Origin of the sequence: Fictibacillus halophilus (genome assembly GCF_042680145.1) — a bacterium.
GTDB classification, from domain to species: domain Bacteria; phylum Bacillota; class Bacilli; order Bacillales; family Fictibacillaceae; genus Fictibacillus; species Fictibacillus halophilus_A.
This window is the reverse complement of sequence record NZ_JBHTNQ010000001.1, coordinates 2,366,057-2,384,442: the sequence shown is the minus strand read 5'-3', so window position 1 is coordinate 2,384,442 and position 18,386 is coordinate 2,366,057. Positions and strand designations below refer to the sequence as shown.

At 38.7% G+C, this 18,386-nt stretch carries 17 protein-coding genes; 11 read left to right on the top strand and 6 right to left on the bottom strand.

Features of this window, described 5'->3' with window-relative positions; genetic code table 11:
• Window positions 1–39: 39 nt before the first annotated feature.
• A complete protein-coding gene (locus ACFQ4X_RS12230) occupies window positions 40–1,209 on the bottom strand; it encodes a CapA family protein (protein ID WP_425589401.1) in 1,170 nt (389 codons plus the stop codon).
• A gap of 106 nt (window positions 1,210–1,315) precedes the next feature.
• On the opposite strand from ACFQ4X_RS12230, the gene kynU reads away from it, so the two are divergent.
• The 4 genes from kynU to ACFQ4X_RS12210 all read left to right on the top strand — a co-directional run bounded on the left by kynU (window position 1,316) and on the right by ACFQ4X_RS12210 (window position 5,009).
• Window positions 1,316–2,587 (top strand): kynureninase, encoded by a 1,272-nt coding sequence (kynU, locus tag ACFQ4X_RS12225; protein ID WP_379835471.1) that lies wholly within the window; start codon window positions 1,316–1,318, stop codon window positions 2,585–2,587.
• A gap of 14 nt (window positions 2,588–2,601) precedes the next feature.
• On the top strand, window positions 2,602–3,246 hold the full coding sequence (gene kynB / locus ACFQ4X_RS12220; RefSeq protein WP_379835469.1) for an arylformamidase: 645 nt from the start codon (window positions 2,602–2,604) through the stop codon (window positions 3,244–3,246).
• A 322-nt stretch (window positions 3,247–3,568) separates the two neighbouring features.
• The gene (locus ACFQ4X_RS12215; RefSeq protein ID WP_379835467.1) at window positions 3,569–3,874 is read left to right on the top strand and encodes a hypothetical protein; all 306 of its coding nucleotides are present in this window, start codon (window positions 3,569–3,571) and stop codon (window positions 3,872–3,874) included.
• A gap of 7 nt (window positions 3,875–3,881) precedes the next feature.
• Window positions 3,882–5,009 (top strand): conserved virulence factor C family protein, encoded by a 1,128-nt coding sequence (locus ACFQ4X_RS12210; protein WP_379835465.1) that lies wholly within the window; start codon window positions 3,882–3,884, stop codon window positions 5,007–5,009.
• A 123-nt stretch (window positions 5,010–5,132) separates the two neighbouring features.
• Here ACFQ4X_RS12210 and ACFQ4X_RS12205 read toward each other — a convergent pair whose 3' ends face one another.
• The 4 genes from ACFQ4X_RS12205 to ACFQ4X_RS12190 are packed head-to-tail and all read right to left on the bottom strand — an operon-like array spanning window position 5,133 to window position 9,627.
• Window positions 5,133–6,197, bottom strand: a complete 1,065-nt coding sequence (locus ACFQ4X_RS12205; protein WP_379835463.1) for a Ger(x)C family spore germination protein — start codon at window positions 6,195–6,197, stop codon at window positions 5,133–5,135.
• Window positions 6,194–7,300, bottom strand: a complete 1,107-nt coding sequence (locus tag ACFQ4X_RS12200) for a GerAB/ArcD/ProY family transporter (RefSeq protein ID WP_379835461.1) — start codon at window positions 7,298–7,300, stop codon at window positions 6,194–6,196. Before ACFQ4X_RS12200 ends, ACFQ4X_RS12205 begins: the two co-directional genes overlap by 4 nt.
• Window positions 7,287–8,768 (bottom strand): spore germination protein, encoded by a 1,482-nt coding sequence (locus tag ACFQ4X_RS12195; RefSeq protein WP_379835459.1) that lies wholly within the window; start codon window positions 8,766–8,768, stop codon window positions 7,287–7,289. The genes ACFQ4X_RS12200 and ACFQ4X_RS12195 overlap by 14 nt, the downstream gene beginning before the upstream one ends.
• Window positions 8,755–9,627 carry an alpha/beta fold hydrolase gene (locus tag ACFQ4X_RS12190; RefSeq protein WP_379835457.1) on the bottom strand — a complete coding sequence of 291 codons (873 nt, stop codon included), beginning with the start codon at window positions 9,625–9,627 and terminating at the stop codon, window positions 8,755–8,757. Before ACFQ4X_RS12190 ends, ACFQ4X_RS12195 begins: the two co-directional genes overlap by 14 nt.
• A 225-nt stretch (window positions 9,628–9,852) precedes the next feature.
• Between ACFQ4X_RS12190 and ACFQ4X_RS12185 the strand changes: the two genes are divergently transcribed.
• The 5 genes from ACFQ4X_RS12185 (at window position 9,853) to yugI (ending at window position 15,022) form a co-directional block, all read left to right on the top strand.
• Entirely contained in the window at window positions 9,853–10,005 is a 153-nt protein-coding gene (locus tag ACFQ4X_RS12185) for a sporulation protein YjcZ (protein WP_083207830.1), read from the top strand.
• A gap of 99 nt (window positions 10,006–10,104) precedes the next feature.
• Window positions 10,105–10,344 carry a hypothetical protein gene (locus ACFQ4X_RS12180; RefSeq protein WP_379835455.1) on the top strand — a complete coding sequence of 80 codons (240 nt, stop codon included), beginning with the start codon at window positions 10,105–10,107 and terminating at the stop codon, window positions 10,342–10,344.
• A gap of 438 nt (window positions 10,345–10,782) precedes the next feature.
• Complete coding sequence (locus tag ACFQ4X_RS12175; protein ID WP_379835454.1) at window positions 10,783–12,165, top strand: class II fumarate hydratase; 1,383 nt, start codon at window positions 10,783–10,785, stop codon at window positions 12,163–12,165.
• Window positions 12,166–12,607: 442 nt separating this feature from the next.
• Complete coding sequence (gene asnB, locus ACFQ4X_RS12170) at window positions 12,608–14,524, top strand: asparagine synthase (glutamine-hydrolyzing) (protein WP_379835452.1); 1,917 nt, start codon at window positions 12,608–12,610, stop codon at window positions 14,522–14,524.
• 78 nt (window positions 14,525–14,602) lie between these two features.
• Window positions 14,603–15,022 (top strand): S1 domain-containing post-transcriptional regulator GSP13, encoded by a 420-nt coding sequence (gene yugI / locus ACFQ4X_RS12165; protein ID WP_066292113.1) that lies wholly within the window; start codon window positions 14,603–14,605, stop codon window positions 15,020–15,022.
• 59 nt (window positions 15,023–15,081) lie between these two features.
• Here yugI and ACFQ4X_RS12160 read toward each other — a convergent pair whose 3' ends face one another.
• Entirely contained in the window at window positions 15,082–15,318 is a 237-nt protein-coding gene (locus ACFQ4X_RS12160; RefSeq protein WP_066292112.1) for a DUF378 domain-containing protein, read from the bottom strand.
• A 198-nt stretch (window positions 15,319–15,516) separates the two neighbouring features.
• On the opposite strand from ACFQ4X_RS12160, the gene ACFQ4X_RS12155 reads away from it, so the two are divergent.
• Together ACFQ4X_RS12155 and ACFQ4X_RS12150 are read left to right on the top strand one after the other, a co-directional pair.
• Window positions 15,517–16,680 (top strand): iron-containing alcohol dehydrogenase, encoded by a 1,164-nt coding sequence (locus ACFQ4X_RS12155; protein WP_379835449.1) that lies wholly within the window; start codon window positions 15,517–15,519, stop codon window positions 16,678–16,680.
• Window positions 16,681–16,975: 295 nt separating this feature from the next.
• Window positions 16,976–18,325 carry a glucose-6-phosphate isomerase gene (locus ACFQ4X_RS12150; protein ID WP_379835447.1) on the top strand — a complete coding sequence of 450 codons (1,350 nt, stop codon included), beginning with the start codon at window positions 16,976–16,978 and terminating at the stop codon, window positions 18,323–18,325.
• Window positions 18,326–18,386 lie beyond the last annotated feature (61 nt).

Genomic DNA, 18,386 nt, shown 5'->3' with positions numbered 1-18,386 from the left:
GTAAAAGCTGGCTCACATCTGAGCCAGCTTTTCTGTTTTTTATTCAAAGAAATTCAGTTCAGGTACCCATTGCTTCATGTGTGCCTTAATCTCGTCGTATGATTTTTTCATTTCAGGCAGATCTTTCATAGGGTGAATAACGAAAGAATGATCCACATAAGTCGGAAGGAATTTAGGTTCCACCAGACCGATTGTGGTTTCTTCTCCTTTTACATGTTTTGTTACCGTGAGTTGAACGATACCGCCTATATCTTTATAGTTCCTTCTTTGTCCAGATAGGAAATTCCCTAATGAATAGGACACAAAGGTCTTTGACCCGTCACTTGCCGTTTCCCATTTCACTGGCTGAAGGACGTGTGGATGATGTCCGATGATAATGTCACCGCCAGCTTCTGTGACAACTTTAACAATTTCCTTTTGAAAATCATTTGGCATTCTTTCATATTCATTGCCAAAATGCAGAGACACAACCGATACATCTGACAAATCCTTGGCTCTTTGTATGTCATTTTTAATTTTTTCTGCCTCGATTAAATTCACAAGATGATCTTTTCCGGCAGGGACAGGTATTCCGTTAGTCCCATATGTATAGCTTAAAAAGGAAACCGTGATATCGTTCTTTTTCATGAGCCTGATGTTCTGCTGATCGTCCTGTGAAACATATGCTCCTGTATACATCACATCAATTTCGTTCCAATAATTTAACGCGCTAAGAATAATTTTTTCCCCGCGGTCAAGTGTATGGTTGTTCGCTAGTGTAACAAGATCAACACCATTTTCTTTTAATGCATCACCCACTTCGTGAGGAGAATTAAAAGATGGGTAAGAAGATAAACCAAATTGTGTACCGCCAATCATCGTCTCCTGGTTCGCCATTGTAATATCAGGCTGTGTCAGATAGGGTTTTACCGGTACAAAGTTTGGATTGAAATTATATACGCCGGATTGCTGTTTGGCTTTATTATAAACGGTGTCATGAATTAAAATATCACCGACAGCTGAGAGTGTAAGGCGTGTTGTTTTTTCGACGGGCTCTTCAACTGCTGGTTCAGGCTCTGTTTGTTTCGGCACGGCTGTATTTTCTAGCTTGGGTGCCTTTTTCTCTTCTATCGCCTGTAAATCTGCGTTATTATACATATATAAGAGTGCAATGGTAATAAAGAAAACGGAAATTATTCCCGAAAACCACAAATAACGTTTCACTGGCAACACCCCCCTTCGCTCTATCATAATGGAAGATGAGGGGAAAAGTATATGTCTTTTTACCTTGTGTTGAAAACGGTTACAAGAACTAGTCGCGGGAGGAATTAACAAGATGACCCAAATTACAGCGGAAACAGTAGAACTTTTTGATCAGAATGATGAACTGGCTTCTTTTAAAAATGAGTTTTATGTAAAAAATGATTCGATATACTTAGATGGAAATTCTTTAGGTCTCTTATCAAGAAGAGCTGAACAATCTTTATTGGATGTTCTTAACGATTGGAAAGCGCAAGGAATCGACGGCTGGATGGGTGGTAAACACCCTTGGTTCACACTGAGTGAACAGTTAGCTGAAAAGTTAGCAGTACTAGTAGGTGCAGAAGCGAAAGAAGTAATCGTAACCGGATCGACAACAGTAAACCTGCATCAGCTGGCAGCCACATTTTTCGAGCCAAAACCAGGCAAGACGAAGATTCTAGCAGATGAGCTGACTTTTCCGTCAGATATATATGCACTTCAAAGCCAGCTGAAGCTGAAAGGGCTTAATCCTGAAACAGAACTGGTTCAAGTTAAGAGCAAGAACGGTATGACTTTGGAGGAGCAGGATATTATTGATGCAATGACAGATGACGTTGCCCTAATCGTACTGCCTTCCGTTCTATACCGCAGTGGCCAACTGCTTGATATGGAACGTTTGACTAAAGAGGCGCACAAACGAAATATTCCGATTGGATTTGATCTTTGTCATTCAATTGGTGCGATCCCTCATGAATTATCCAAGTGGGGTGTTGATTTCGCTTTATGGTGCAACTATAAATATGTAAATGCAGGACCTGGGGGAGTAGGCGGTATTTATGTAAATAAAAAGCATTTCACAAAAACACCTGGACTTTCCGGATGGTTCGGAAGTAAAAAAGAATCGCAGTTTGATATGGACCATACATTTGACGCTGAAGAATCTGCTGGCGGATTTCAAATCGGTACTCCGCATATGCTCAGTACTGCTCCATTAATCGGTTCGCTTTCAATCTTCGAAGAAGCGAAGATTGAAAGGATCAGAAGTAAATCATTAAAACTTACAACGTTATTAATGGATCTGTTGGATCAAGAGCTAAAAGATGTATTTAAAATTGTAAATCCATTAGACGATGCGAGACGAGGCGGACATGTGGCATTGATGCATAACGATGCAGCCAGAATATGTAAAGCTTTAAAAGATAATGGCATAGTGCCTGACTTCCGTGCCCCTAATGTGATCCGTCTAGCTCCTGTAGCTCTTTACAATTCGTTCCGTGATGTATATGACGCTGTCCACATTTTAGCTAAAATAATAAACACACGTGAATATGAGAAATATGAAAATAAACGAGAAGTCATTGCATAAGGAGATTAGGAAGAGTGAAGATATTTGATATTTCTATGCCGCTATATAATGGTGTTCCTGGCTGGCCAGGGGACACTCCTTATGCATTTGACCTGGCTTGGACGAAGGAACAATCGGGTTCTGTTAACGTTGGCAGACTTGAGATGAGTACTCATACTGGCACACATGTCGATGCTCCTTTTCATTTTGATAATGAAGGGAAAAGAGTCATCGACCTGCCTCTTGATCTGTACACAGGTCCCGCTTTGGTGATCGATGTTACAGGTGCTTTGGAGATTACAGCTGAAAGTATAGAGGGGAAAATAAAAAACGGCACAAAACGTGTGATTTTTAAGACGAGCTGCTGGAATGACCGTACCATTTTCCCTGAAAAAATCGTACCCGTTTCTCCTGATGTGGTTCCTTTTTTAAAACAACATGGTGTAGGTTTGATCGGAGTCGATATGCCGTCAGTCGATCCGCTTGACAGCAAGGAGCTGCTGGCACATCATGCGCTTCATCAGCATAACATTCATATTTTAGAAGGATTGGTGCTTGATGAAGTTCCAGAAGGGGATTATGAATTGATTGCACTTCCTCTTCCATTAAAAGAAGGAGATGGCAGCCCTGTGCGCGCTATTCTCAAAGAAATGAGTTTTTCAAGTCTCTCTATCAAGTAGATTGTTTGTAACAAACTTTGTTGCTTTTGGAAGTGGTTGATTTCCGTTTCAAGATGCTCGCTTTCCGCGGGGCGTGCGGTGAGCCCCCTAGGCTATTCAAGCCTGCCGGGGTCTCACCTGTCACGCTGATCCCGCCGGAGTCTCGCACTTTACACTCCAATCAACTTGTCAATGAAGAATGAAACAATCGTGAGCCAAAAGCAATCCATCTTTAAAAACAAGCACATCTTTATGTGTTTGTTTTTTTACGTTAAACAGCATTTTTTGAGATTTAGAGGGATGTTCCTTATAATAGGAAAGAGATGCTTATTGGAGGAAAACTATGTACAAGTATGGATTTACAAATTATTTTGAAGGAAAGCTCAACTTTACTGGTTATGAAATTAACCAGGTAGGCCCATGGTTAAATGTTTATATATCATTCGAGATTAAAAATGTGGAAATTCTGCCTGAGGGATTAAGCGATCCAAGTGCACTTGCAGTATATGATAAAGACGGTGAGCTTCAGGAAATCATCGCACATGATGAAGGCGTGGATTGTGAGTACAAGTTTACGGATAAAGAAAAAGAGCAAATTACAAGCTATTTAGATTCTATAAATGCAGAACAGTTAATGAATAAGGAGTGAATGATAATTGAAGATTACAGGAATTGAACCAACTCCGAGCCCTAACTCCATGAAAATAAATCTAGATGAGACACTGCCAGGAACAGAGCGCCACAATTATACAAAAGACAATGCTCAGAACGCACCTGAGTTTATTCAAGAAATCTTTAAAGTAGAAGGGGTAAAGAGCATCTATCATGTTGCCGATTTTATGGCTCTGGACCGGAATCCCCGTTCGAAATGGGAAGATATTTTAGCGGGAGTACGAAAAGTATTTGGACAGGAAGAAGAATCTGCAGCTGAACAAAATGAGGAAAAAGAAGAAGAATTTACTGAAATTACGGTTCTTATTCAAATGTTCCGCGGCTTGCCGATGCAGATTAAGCTTAAAACGGAAAAGGAAGAAAAACGAGTTGGACTGCCGGAACGTTTTGCAAAAGCAGCACTTAAAGCGCAGGATTCTTCAGACAACCTTGTAATGGAGCGAAAATGGGAAGAACAAGGTGTTCGTTATGGAACATTTGAGCAAGTAGGAAATGAGGTAGCAGAAGAACTGTCAGCCGTTTATCCTCAAGAACGTCTTGATCAGTTAGTTGAACAGGCGTATAGCTCGGATGGCGAAACAAAAATGGAGGAAGAGAACGTTTCAACTTCTGAAGTAGCTGATAAGCTCCGTAACAGTGATTGGCAAACTAGGTATGCGGCACTCGAAAGAATGAATCCGACACTTGATGATGTAATGGTTTTGAAACAAGCTTTAAAGGATGAAAAGCCATCCATCAGACGTCTAGCAGTTGTCTATTTAGGAATGATTGAAGATGAAGCTGTTCTCCCATTATTGTATCATGCTTTGCAGGACAAAAATGTGTCTGTAAGACGTACGGCAGGTGATGCCTTGTCCGATCTGGGCAATCCAAAGGCCATTTCAGTAATGTGTGATGCACTCTCTGATAAAAACAAATTAGTTAGATGGCGTGCAGCACGTTTTCTTTTTGAAGTTGGTGATGAAACAGCAGTCCCGGCATTAAAAGCTGCCCAAGATGACCCGGAATTTGAAGTAGCTTTACAAGTGAAAATTGCTTTAGAGCGCATTCAAAGCGGTGAGGAAGCAGCAGGAACGGTTTGGCAGCAGATGACAAAGAGCAGAGAACAATAAAAATCTATAAAAGTAAGGGGCTGACTCCATAGTAAAAAACTTATGAAGTCAGCCTCTCTTTATTTGAAAAATAAAGAAATTCGGGCAGCCAAAAGTCAGTTTACCTGACTCTTGGGACAGCCCTTATTGTGATATCCCGGATTCCGTAATTTTAAGATTATATACAACCTTAATATCCGTATCTTGGTATTGATCGAGCCATTTTTTAGAATTGAATCCCCTTGTCTGAGAACGCACATGTTCCCCGACTCCAAGAGGATCGATATTGAGTTCTTGAAATTTACCTATTAACTCTCGGGCTTTATGTTCGAGTTCTTTTTTTATGTTTTTTTCTATCCCTTTCACTATCTTTGGATCACCCGCATTAACTTTTGTATATTCAGTTAAGCGGCCTTTTACATCTACAATGATCATGACTTTTTGATGAGGTTTCTTTATGATTTTAAAGTGCTGTTTACTTTTTAGAATTTCAAGATTGCCTTTGTATTCTTTAGTAGAAAACTGAAAACTCCCTTCGTTAAAATTTTGAAATAAGGTCTTGAAAATCAGGATTTGATGCTCATTTATTGTTCCAACCATCTTATCTTTTTTAAAAAGAGCAAGACCTATAATTTTTACTGCCTCATTCTTCTTTGATAAATATGGCATCACAGGATCCATACAATCTGCAAAAAAAGCGTATAGAAACGTATGGAAATTTAAATATGGCAGATTAGAATAGTTTTCATTTTGTTTAATCAAATTGCTGAAATAGTTGCCATCCAAATTTGTATGACCATAATCATCGGATAAAACACTTTCTGTACTTTGTTTAGTGATACCCAGATAAATGGCTCTTCCTACACCGGGATCTCTTTGTAATGTATCCAGTGTTTCCATGATTCCTTTTTTCGCAAGCACCTCGCTAAATAGCACCGTATTTAATTTTCCTATAAAGATAGGTTTCGCTGTCATTTCATTTAGTTCGTTTCTAATTTCTTTTGACGTTTCTCCAGACGCAGTTAAATATTTCATTTTAAAAGTTTGTTCGTTTATAAATATTGGATAATTGATTGTACCTTTAATTTCATTTTCTTTTTTTGCTTGATCAAATCCAATTGTTCTTACAATTGTAATGTCATCCAAAACCTCTCTTTCTGCACATCCACTTAATAAGAAACACATAAAAAGGAGAATTGTTTTTTTCATTTGTTTGCTCCTTTTTTAAAAGAACTTATTATAAAAAGCAGCGGTATATAGGCATAAAACAAATAATATCCGATTTTTCCTGTATAGTTATTAAGTACATCTACCTGAAAACGGGTTGTGAAAAATGCAGGAGCAAGAAATAAAATGATAGAAACGGGAATTACAGATAATCGGATCTTAATATCTAACACCCTGTTTAATCCTCGGCAAGATGCCCAAAGTGCTAGTGCCAGATTGATGAGAATAACAATACCGAAAAATGAAATCCCTATATATTCAAATCGCTCGATAAAAGGGAAGGTAACGATCTTCCATTCTTGAAGGGTCGGCCACGTTAACCCCTGCAGCTGTTTCGGGCTGAAATACATCAGAGTTGAAATGGTTGTAATTAGATAAATAACCGTGGTAGATGCTGAACCATAATGAGCCCATTTTTGTGCTTTTTTTGGATTTTGAATATGAGGATAATAAGCAAGTAAATATTCAAAGCCAATAAAACTTAAAACCATCACTTTAAACGCCTGATAAAAATCCCCTAACTTATGATCGAGAAAAGGCATGAGATTGATAACTTGTCCATGTTTTATAGGGAAGTAATGAGTAAACATAATCCATATTGTTAATACAAAGCTAAAAAATGCAATTCCGGTTATTACACGAAATCCCTTCGTAACGATGTAATAGGTCATTGCTGTGAAAAACAAAGAAAGAGTCCAAGTTGGTATACCTGGAAACATCCAGTTTTGCACGGCTTCAATAAATGTGCGAAGAACTACAACCGCTGTAGCCAGGTAATACAGGGAAAGCATCATACTTAACGGTATAGACAGCCATTTTCCAAAGAATTGATGGTGGATATTAAATATATCCCCGCCATGCTTGTTCAGAATGGAAAACATCATCCAAATAACGAGATGGATGCCTAAACCTCCTGCAATAACAACAAGCCAGCTGTCCTGATTTACAAACTTCGCTAAATATCTAACAAAACCAAGGATTCCAACTCCAATTTGTGCACCAATAACTAAAAAGAAAACGAGTTGTGGTGCGATTTTGGCGTTTTCATGAACTTGAGGCGGAAATTTACTTTTATTCAAATTCATCAACATCCCTCTTTTTCCACCAGCTCATTTTTCGTTTTTCTTTGACCTTTAATTGTTTAGGTCTTTCTTTTTGCACATAAAATGGCAATCTTACAAACGAATCCTTCCAGTCAGAAAGTCTGGGAGGATAAATAGGAGCAAGGTATGGTCTTCCTAATGAAGTTAAAGCCAGCAAATGTGAAATAATCATCATTAATCCCAGGGTTAAACTTAGGAGTCCCCAAAAGCCTGAAAGAATAATCATCGGGAAACGAATCAGCCGGATCGCGTTGCTCATGCGATATACAGGAGTCGTAAAGGAAGCAAGTGCTGATAAAGCGACAATAATTAAAAGAACGTTACTTGTTAATCCTGCTTCAACAGAGGCTGTTCCTATTACGATCCCCCCAACGATACCGATCGTTTGTCCGACTTTTGTAGGCAAACGGGCGCCAGCTTCTCTTAATAGTTCTATGGTTAGTTCCAAGAACAAGGCCTCAAGAACAGGTGGAAAAGGGATGTCTGTCCTTGAAGTGGTCAGCGTTGATAAAAGATCATCTGGTATCAATTCAGGGTGATAGGTAATTACGGAAACATATAAAGGTGTTGCAAAAATTGAAAAAAATACGGCAAACATTCTCATTAATCGGAAAAGAGAAGCAATATGCCATGATAAAAAGTAATCATCAAATGCCGAAAAAAATTCTAAGATCGAGACAGGTCCATAAACACCATGGGGAGAACCCTGCGTTAAGAATGCAACCTTGCCTTCTATTAAAGATGCAACAATTCTGTCAGGCCTTTCTGTGTCGATAAATTGCGGAAAGATAGACATTTTATTGTCTTCAATCATTTGAATCAAATAAGAGCTGTCTAAAATGTGATCATATTCAATTCCAGCTAACCGCTTTTTCAGTGTCATAACATTTTCATCGTTCGCGATATCTTTTAAGTAAAGAACAGCGACCTTCGTTTTAGTGCGTAAGCCGATTTCGATAAGCTCAATTTGCAAAGCAGAGGTAGGGAGCCTTTTTTGAATCAATACCAAGTTTGTTTCTAAATCTTCATTAAAAGCTTCTTTTGGACCGACTACGCTAAATTCTACTTCAGGTACACTTATGGCTCTGACAGTTTGTTCTTTCATTAGGTGAACGAAAATAATCCCTGAAGATGAATGCTTCTTCAGTGCGACACACCCCTGAAGAATCATTGTATTAATTGTTTGATTATCAGGGTTCTCATTCCAATGTTTATTTCCAAATGGAAGCTGTTCGAACATTTCTTTGCTTGAGAGCTTTTGATGGTCTTGTACGAAACGAAGTACCTCTTTGTTAAACCTTTCTTGTGAAATCAGCGTTTCAACATAGCCAGAAAACCAGTCGGAAATCCCTGTTTCTTGCCATAGGATGTTATTGTCCAATCTCTTATTTTCTTTTTCTTGTGCGAGGGGATCAGACTTAATGGACTTTCCTGTTTTAAAGAATCTCATGGCTGGCCCCTTTTGGCTGTTCGATAAAACGAAAAATTTCTTTTGTAATCTCCTCAGGTTTTTCTTCCATTACAAGATGGCCGCATTTTTCATAGACAATGAGTTCGGCGTTTGGGAGATCGTGTTTGAGCCTATAGCCGGTCTTCAAAGGAATAACTTTGTCTTCCTTACCCCAGATCATCAATACGGGCTGAGTTACCTCTTTTAACTCTTCTGAACTCATATCCCCTTCGCGGTGTCTTAAAAGCCGAATTAAACAATTGATAAAAGCCGCTTCACTTATTGGTTTGCTGTATCCGTCGATCATTTCTTGTGTGACTAATTTTGAATCATGCAAAACTGCCAATAGATTTTGTTTCACATCTTTTTTTTGAATCCAGCTTTTCATTCCCCATGTAAACAAAGGTAAATAAGAGCATGCGATTAATGAACGGCTGGCTCGTTTTACATAGGAACAGCAGCCAAGAAGAATAAGTTTTTTAATCCGTTTAGGTGCTTTTCTTGCAGCATGCATGCAAATCTGACCGCCCATAGAATGACCGATTAATATCACATCTTGAATATTAAGCTTGTCTAAAAAATCAATGATTAATTGCCCATAATTACTAAGCTTATAGATAAAACTTACAGATTTTTCACTTTGACCGAATCCGGGCAGGTCAAGAGCAATCACTTTATAATCCTTTGTCAGATTGGGAAGTAATTTTCTGAAACTGATCGTAGAAGATAAAAACCCATGAACGAGCACAATTACTTTTGCATCAGGGTTTTCATGATCGAAGTATTCGTAATAGATTTCCACATTGTTTACACTTAACCGATATCCAGGAACAAATGGATGCTGTTTATTTACGGCCATGAATTTTCACCCTCCGTCCGCAAAAATCTTATACGTAGTTTTACCAAAGCTGCCTAAAGATACAAGGTGCAATTATTTCCTTTAATGCTAAAGGTTGTTTTATCCCGGAATTCCAGCAGTCCAATCAAAATTTGTGCGTTTGTCTCTATTCCTCTTTACCTGCTTCGTACATATTTTAATAAGGAGTAAGAACGCATAAAGAAAAGAAATGAAGGAGGTAGCAGGATGGCATTTCCATATTATCCTTACTATTACCCGTATGCAGGTGGCTACGGTTATGGCGGCTATGGCTACGGTTGGATCTGGGCTGTAATAATAATCTTGTTTATTCTCATCTTGATATTTGGTGGCTGGTGGTGGTGGAACACCAGAGATTAACAGATTAAGGCTTGGAGGTAGGGTCTTCAGGCCTTTTTTTGCTTAAAGTATGAATGAAACGTTATGCGGGGATAATGAAGTAAAAAATGGAGAGATGATATGCATAGTCGTCAAACAGTCCGCTATATTTGTGAAGAGTATACTAGCGGAAACTGTTATTACTACAAAAGTGAAATTATTACACATGATAATTGGAAAAATCTTGACTCCCTTTCCTGGTCAAGGCCCCGTCCAATTTCAAAGAAAACCTATTTAAAACAAAAAAAAGCGGGCTATAAGACAGAGCATAAGTTTATTAAAAAAGAACCTGCTGTTGTCATAGCTTTGCCTCAATTATAAAACCGCCTTATCCATGGCGGTTTTGTTCTGTTCAAAAGCCTGTTTTCGTAAAATGTTGCTATAAGAAGCTGTTATTTCCGCTCACACGTGCTCGCTTTCAGCGGAGCGTTGTAAGGAAGATGTGTATTTGAGCGAAAAAGGAAGATTTTGAGCGAAGCTAGAGGTGGTTTGAGCGAAACGAGAGGATCTTGAGCGTAACATGGCGTTTTTGAGCGAAACTCAATGATTCTGAGCGAACGTGTAATAAATATAAGAACACGTACCGTGAAATCTCATCAACAAAGGGCAGGAGATCGGGGCTAAATCGACGCTTCCATTTTTCGTCTGCCCCGTTAAGCCCACAGGTGTTTCGTTAAGTAAATATTTGAAAATAGGATTACATATATTCTGTTGATGGGAATACAAGTCTTAAGAGTGCTTTAAAAAGGAGTGAACGAAGTGGATAAATTCCGAATTGCTAAGGACACGTTAGGAGAAGTAAAAGTACCTGAAGATGTTTATTACGGTGCCCAGACTCAGAGAGCGGTAAATAATTTTCCTATAAGCGGTCTCAGACTGCCTTTTTCTTTTATTAAAGCACAAGCGATTATCAAAGCAAGTGCTGCCGCAGCTAATAAAGAATGCGGTGATTTAAATGCTAAAAAAGCCGACAGTATTATTCAGGCTGCTGAAGAAATTATCAATGGCAAATGGATCGAACAGTTTGTTGTGGATGTGTACCAGGCGGGTGCAGGTACTTCGCAAAATATGAATGTTAATGAAGTGATCGCATCAAGAGCAGCTGAAATACTAGGAGGCAAAAAAGGTGATTTTAGTGTCGTTCATCCAAACGATGATGTAAATATGTCACAGTCTACAAATGACACAATTCCAACAGCCATACATATCTCAATTGCGGGTCAGCTATATGAAACGCTGTATCCTGCTATAGATCATTTACTAGAAGTCTTGGAAGAAAAAGAACGGGAATTCCATTCAGTTATAAAAGCAGGACGTACACATTTGCAGGACGCTGTTCCTATCAGGCTGGGGAGTGAATTTAAAGGATATAAAGGAGCTATTCTGTCTGTTAAAAACGGTTTAAAAGAAGCTGAAAAGTATTTATTTGAACTCGGGTTAGGCGGAAACGCAGTAGGAACCGGAATTAATGCTCATGAGAAGTATGCAGTTCTAGCCATAAAAGAGATTGCGAAACGGACGAATCTTCCATTCACACAGAGTGAAAACACGTATATGTTTATGCAAAATACCAATTCTGCGATCCGTATCAGCGCCCACTTGAGAGAACTAGCGGTTCATCTCATAAAAATCTCAAGTGATCTGCGTCTATTGAGCAGCGGACCAAGAACCGGACTTGCAGAAATAACACTGCCTGCAGTTCAGCCAGGTTCCTCTATAATGCCAGGCAAAATCAATCCAGTGATTCTAGAAAATTTATATATGATTTGTTCACAGGTAATTGGAAATGATTCTTGTGTAACAACTGCTGCCATCGGAAGCCAGCTTGAAATTAATCCCATGATGCCTGTAATTGGTTATAATGTTTTGCAATCTATTACGATTATAAGCAATGGCATGAATGTCTTTACGGATAAATGTTTGAAAGGAATCAGCGCGAATAAAGAAAGAATTAAAGAGTGGCTGGATCAAAGTCTTTCCCTAGTAACAGCATTAAATCCTCATATCGGATATGAAAAGGCAGCTGCAGTGGCAAAAGAAAGCTTTGAAACAGGGAAAACGTTGAAGGAACTTTTAATTGAAAAAGAATTATTCACACCGGAAGAAGCAGAACGTATTTTAGATCCAAACACAATGATTTAATAGGCTGTTTTGTAAACAGTGTTGTGATTAGAAGATGTTGATTTCCGCTCCAGGTGCTCGCTTTCCTCGGGACGTGCGGTGAGCCTCCTTGGCGCTTTGCACCATTAGGAGTCTCACCTGTTAGGAGTCTCGCACCTTTCGCACAAATCAACTAGTCAAAGAAGCGTACTCCATAAAAATGTTGAAAAGCAACAATCATTTTAGAAATGAGCCATTTAATAAATTGTTGTAACTTTTTTTTGTTTTTCTCGACAAATATAGTACAGATTCCTTGTTTTTCATTTTTTTAACAAAAATGTAGTGAATAGTTAAAAATAGGCGTTATAATTAAAAGGTGTTTCTCAAATAAAGGTAACAATTTAATATATTGGAAAACCTTTGGCCTTTTTAGATACATGAAAAACTTGATATTTGAACTGCTTTATCTGGGAGGAACTTTAAAATGTGCGGCTTTATTGGATATATGTTAAATACACCTGAAACTGCTGAGCAGCAGGAAACTGAAAAATTAATTGAGATGACAAACATCATTACACACAGAGGTCCGGATGATAGCGGACACTTTGTTGATCAATATGTCCGCTTTGGATTTCGCCGTTTAAGCATCATCGACCTGGAAAGCGGGAAACAGCCTTTATCATATGAAGATGATCGTTATTGGATCATTTTTAATGGAGAAATCTATAATTATGTTGAAATAAGAAAAGACCTTGAAGAAAAAGGTTTTGAGTTTAAAACACACTCTGATACTGAAGTCATACTCGCTCTTTTTAGTGAAAGACGCGAAGAGACAATGAAAGAACTTCGAGGGATGTTCGGATTTTTAATCTGGGATAAAGAAACGAAAGAGCTTTTTGGTGCGCGGGATCCGTTTGGAATCAAGCCGTTCTTTTATTTAGAGGATGAAGAGGGTTTGTATTGTGCATCTGAAAAGAAAAGCATCACTCTTGCGAAACAAAAGCCGCAAATTGATACTGAAGCACTGCATCACTATTTAACTTATCAATTTGTTCCTGAACCGATGACTTTAACAAAAGGAATCAAGAAACTCGAACCAGGGCATTATTTTGTTAAAAAAGCAGGCAGACCTTTAAGGATCAAGTCATATTGGAAGCCGAATTTCACACCAAAAGATATGACACTTGAAGAAGCTAAAGATGAAATTCGCTCTTGTTTACGGGACTCCGTAAAAGTGCACATGCGTTCAGACGTTCCAGTAGGGGCTTTCTTATCTGGCGGGATAGATTCCAGTGCAATTGTAGCACTGGCAAGTGAACTTCATCCGTCACTGAAAACTTTTACTGTAGGATTTGAAAGAGAAGGTTTCAGTGAGATCGATGTTGCAGTGCAAACAGCTGCTGCATTGAACGTTGAAAACATTCATTACTTAGTAAAACCCGAAGAGTTTATCAGGGAGCTCCCAAAGATAATCTGGCATATGGATGACCCTGTTGCAGATCCAGCAGCGGTTCCATTGTATTTTGTGGCTCGTGAAGCTGCAAAGCATGTGACAGTCGTATTATCAGGTGAGGGAGCAGATGAGCTTTTTGGAGGATATAACATCTATCATGAACCACACTCTTTACGTCATTTATCTTCCATGCCAAAAGGAATAACAAAAGGTCTTGCTGCGATTGCAAACGTTCTTCCTGAGGGAATTAAAGGAAAAAGCTTCTTGGAGCGGGGAAGCATGACGATTGAAGAGCGTTATATTGGAAACGCTAAGATGTTTTCAGAATTTGAAAAGAGTAAACTGTTGAAAGATTATCGGTCAGCATATAATTATAAAAATGTAACAAAACCTTTATATGATCAAGCTGCAGCGTTTCATGATGTACACAAAATGCAATATATCGACCTTCATACATGGATGAGGGGGGATATACTCGTTAAAGCAGACAAGATGACAATGGCTCATTCACTGGAACTGCGAGTACCATTCTTAGATAAAGAAGTGTTTAAAATTGCTTCAAGTCTGCATCCTAATCTGACAGTAACAAACGGAACTACTAAATATGCCCTAAGAGAGGCTATGCAAGATATTGTACCTGATAGCGTTCTTCACCGCAGAAAGTTAGGATTTCCTGTTCCGATCAGGCACTGGCTGAAAAATGAAATGTATGATTGGGCTAAACAACTGATTTTATCGAGTGATACGGATCAATATTTAAATAAAGATACAGTACTTAATCTACTTGAAGGACACCGTGCTGGAAGAGGAGATTACAGCAGGAAGATATGGACGGTACTGATGTTCATGTTATGGCATCAGATAAATATTGAGAAAAGATACAATTTCGGGAAGAACGAAATGTACAATCCTAGTATAGGACAGGAATTAACACTAACCGGCCGTTAACACTCCATTTATTAATTTTGCTTGTACTGTATAGTTATGTTATACTTAACAGGTTAAAAAATAGTTAGGAGTGTTTTCATGAATTTTGAAGTAGGTAGCATTGTTGAAGGTAAAGTTACAGGCATTAAGCCTTTTGGTGCGTTTGTTGCATTAAATGATAATGTACAAGGTCTTGTGCATATTTCTGAAGTTTCCCATGGCTTCGTTAAAGATATTAATGACGCTTTAAGTGTTGGCGACGTTGTGTCAGTAAAGATTCTTTCTGTTGACGAAGACAGCAAGAAAATTTCACTTTCCATCCGACAAACACAAGAAGCACCAGCGCCAGCACCGAAAAAAGAGCGCCGTCCTGGTGGTTTCAACAACAACAAGAAAAGCAGCAGCAATAACAATCAAGACGCTAACAAAGGTTTCAACACTCTTGAAGCAAAGCTTAAAGACTGGTTGAAAGAGTCAACTGATCGTCAGGCTCAACTTAACAAGCGCCTTAAAAAATAATAAAAAAACCTCTCATCTCGAGAGGTTTTTTTGTACACAAAAATGAATGAATCCGAATATTAAACTCGATTATGTTCAGGAGTTCTTTCGCCGCTTAATTCTTCAGAAGGTTTAAATAATAATGTTAAACAGTACAAACCGGAAAGACCAACAAGTCCGTATACGATACGAGCTAAAGCAGTGTCCTGCCCGCCGAAAATGGCTGCAACAAGATCAAACTGAAAAAATCCGATTAGTCCCCAATTGATTGCTCCAACAATTACTAATGCCAGCGCAAATCGCTGTAATCCACTCATTTGATAATTCCTCCTATTTTTTTAATAAAAATACTCTCTTATAGTGCCAAATTTTAACTGTATTTATACATTCCCGACTTCTGCAGGATGAAACAACATTTACTGACGCATCCTAAGTTTCGGTAAGCTGATTACTTTACTTTTTAAGGCTGAGTCCCACATAATACGGATTAAATGATGTAAGGAGGAGTAATTACAATGAATGAATATATATATTACAACCCTACCCGATTAGTATTCGGTAAAAATCAGATTAAGACTCTTAAAGATGAACTTGGTCGTTACGGTAAAAAAGTACTTGTTGTCTATGGCGGGGGAAGCATTAAGCGCAACGGATTATATGATGAAGTTATGAGTGAGTTAAATAAGATGGGGATGGAGGTAAGCGAGCTTTCTGGAGTAGAACCTAATCCACGACTGTCAACTGTAAAAAAAGGTGTAGACCTCTGTAAAGAAAACAATATTGAATGCTTATTGGCAGTAGGCGGCGGAAGTGTGATCGATTGTACAAAAGCGATTGCAGCGGGAGCAAAATATGATGGAGATGTTTGGGACCTAATCACTCTAAAAGCTCAGCCTCAAGAAGCTCTTCCTTTTGGTACGGTTCTTACTTTAGCAGCTACTGGATCAGAAATGAATTCAGGATCAGTTATCACGAATTGGGAGACACAAGAGAAATATGGCTGGGGAAGCCCATTAGTATTCCCGAAATTCTCAATTTTGGACCCAACATATACTTTCTCAGTTCCAAAAGATCAAACGATTTACGGAATTGTAGATATGATGTCCCACGTATTAGAACAATACTTTCATAATGCAGAAAATACTCCTTTGCAAGACCGTTTTGCCGAATCGATTTTATTAACGGTCATGGAAACGGCTCCTAAGCTGCTAGAGGACCTGGAAAATTATGAACTGCGTGAAACCATTCTTTACAATGGAACGATGGCGCTTAATGGAACCCTTCAAATGGGTCTTCGCGGTGACTGGGGAAGCCATAATATAGAGCATGCTGTTTCTGCTGTATATGACATTCCTCACGCTGGCGGCTTAGCCATTCTTTTCCCAAATTGGATGAGACATAACGTAGACACAAATGTGGAAAGATTTAAACAGCTTGCTGTTCGAGTATTTAATGTAGAAACAGAAGGAAAATCGGATAAAGAAGCAGCGTTGGAAGGTATTGACCGTTTATCAGCATTCTGGACATCACTGGGTGCACCAAACGCATTAGCGGATTATGATATTGACAGTTCGAAACTTGATCTTATAGCCGATAAAGCAATGGCTAGAGGTGAGTTTGGCAACTTTAGCAAGCAAAATAAAGAAGACGTATTAAACATTTTAAAAATGTCATTATAAAAGAAGGGGCTTACCCCTTCTTTTTTATGAAGGCTCATTTCTAAAGGCTCTTCTCTAAAAGATTGTTGTTTTGTGTAGTTTGGTCCTCCCTTCTTAGACAAGTTGATTGGAGCGAGCGTCCTGGAGAGGTAATCAACGACTTTCAAAAGCAACAAAGTTTGTGAAACAGCCTTTATGAAATAGTAAAGAATATTTCGTCTATTCACACGAAACCGTTTACATCGATGAGGTTTCTTGATTTGCTGAGTTCCATTGTATAAAGTGAAAGAATAAATGATTGTTAGGAGGCTTACATATGACAAAAAAGCTGAGTTTTGATTATAGCAAAGCCCTTTCTTTTATTGGGCAGCATGAAGTTGATTACCTTAAGGGAGCTGTTAAAACAGCACATGAGGCAATCCACGAAAAAACAGGTGCAGGCAATGATTTTTTAGGCTGGGTAGATCTGCCTGAGAACTATGACCGCGAAGAGTTCAGCCGAATCGTTAAAAGTGCTGAAAAGATTAAAAGTGATTCTGATGTTTTAATTGTTGTTGGAATCGGAGGCTCATATTTAGGAGCACGAGCAGCGATTGAAATGTTAAATCATTCTTTCTACAACCTGATATCCAAAGAAGACCGTAAGACTCCGCAAGTTTTCTTTGCTGGACAAAACATCTCATCAACTTATGTAAAAGAGCTTTTTGATGTATTAAAGGATAAAGATGTTTCTGTAAATGTTATCTCTAAATCTGGTACTACAACAGAACCGGCGATCGCGTTCCGTATCTTTAGAAAGTTCTTAGAAGAAAAATACGGAAAAGAAGAAGCACGCAAGCGTATTTATGCAACAACAGATAAAGCGCAAGGTGCATTAAAAACATTAGCTAATGAAGAAGGCTATGAATCATTCGTTATTCCTGACGATGTTGGTGGACGTTATTCTGTTTTAACAGCTGTCGGACTATTACCGATCGCTGTAAGCGGAGTTAACATTGAGGAAATGATGAATGGTGCTAAAGATGCATCAGTTGATTTCAACAATCCAAACCTTGCAGAAAACATTGCCTACCAGTATGCTGCTGTTCGAAATGCACTATATAACAAGGGTAAGACGATTGAGCTCATGGTAAACTATGAGCCAGGGCTCCACTATGTTTCTGAATGGTGGAAACAGCTTTATGGCGAAAGTGAAGGTAAGGACTACAAAGGAATTTATCCTGCGTCTGTGGACTTCACAACTGATTTGCATTCAATGGGACAATACGTTCAAGAAGGACGCCGTGACCTATTTGAAACAGTACTTTATGTTGATTCAGCACGTGAAGAGTTACTGATTGAAGAAGATGATCAAAACTTGGACAAACTGAATTTCCTAGCCGGTCAAACAATGGATTTTGTTAATAAGAAAGCTTTCCAAGGCACACTTCTTGCGCATACAGACGGCGGAGTTCCTAACTTAATCGTGAATATTCCAGAAATGTCACCATACCATTTTGGTTACATGGTTTATTTCTTTGAAAAAGCATGTGCGGTCAGCGGATATCTTTTAGGAGTGAATCCATTTGATCAGCCAGGTGTAGAAGCATACAAGAAGAATATGTTTGCCCTTTTAGGAAAACCTGGATTTGAAAAAGAAAAAGAAGAGCTTGAGAAGCGTCTTTAAGAAACAGAAGTCTGGTCAAACGGCCAGGCTTTTTTGTTTGGGCTGAGCAAGCAGAATTAAC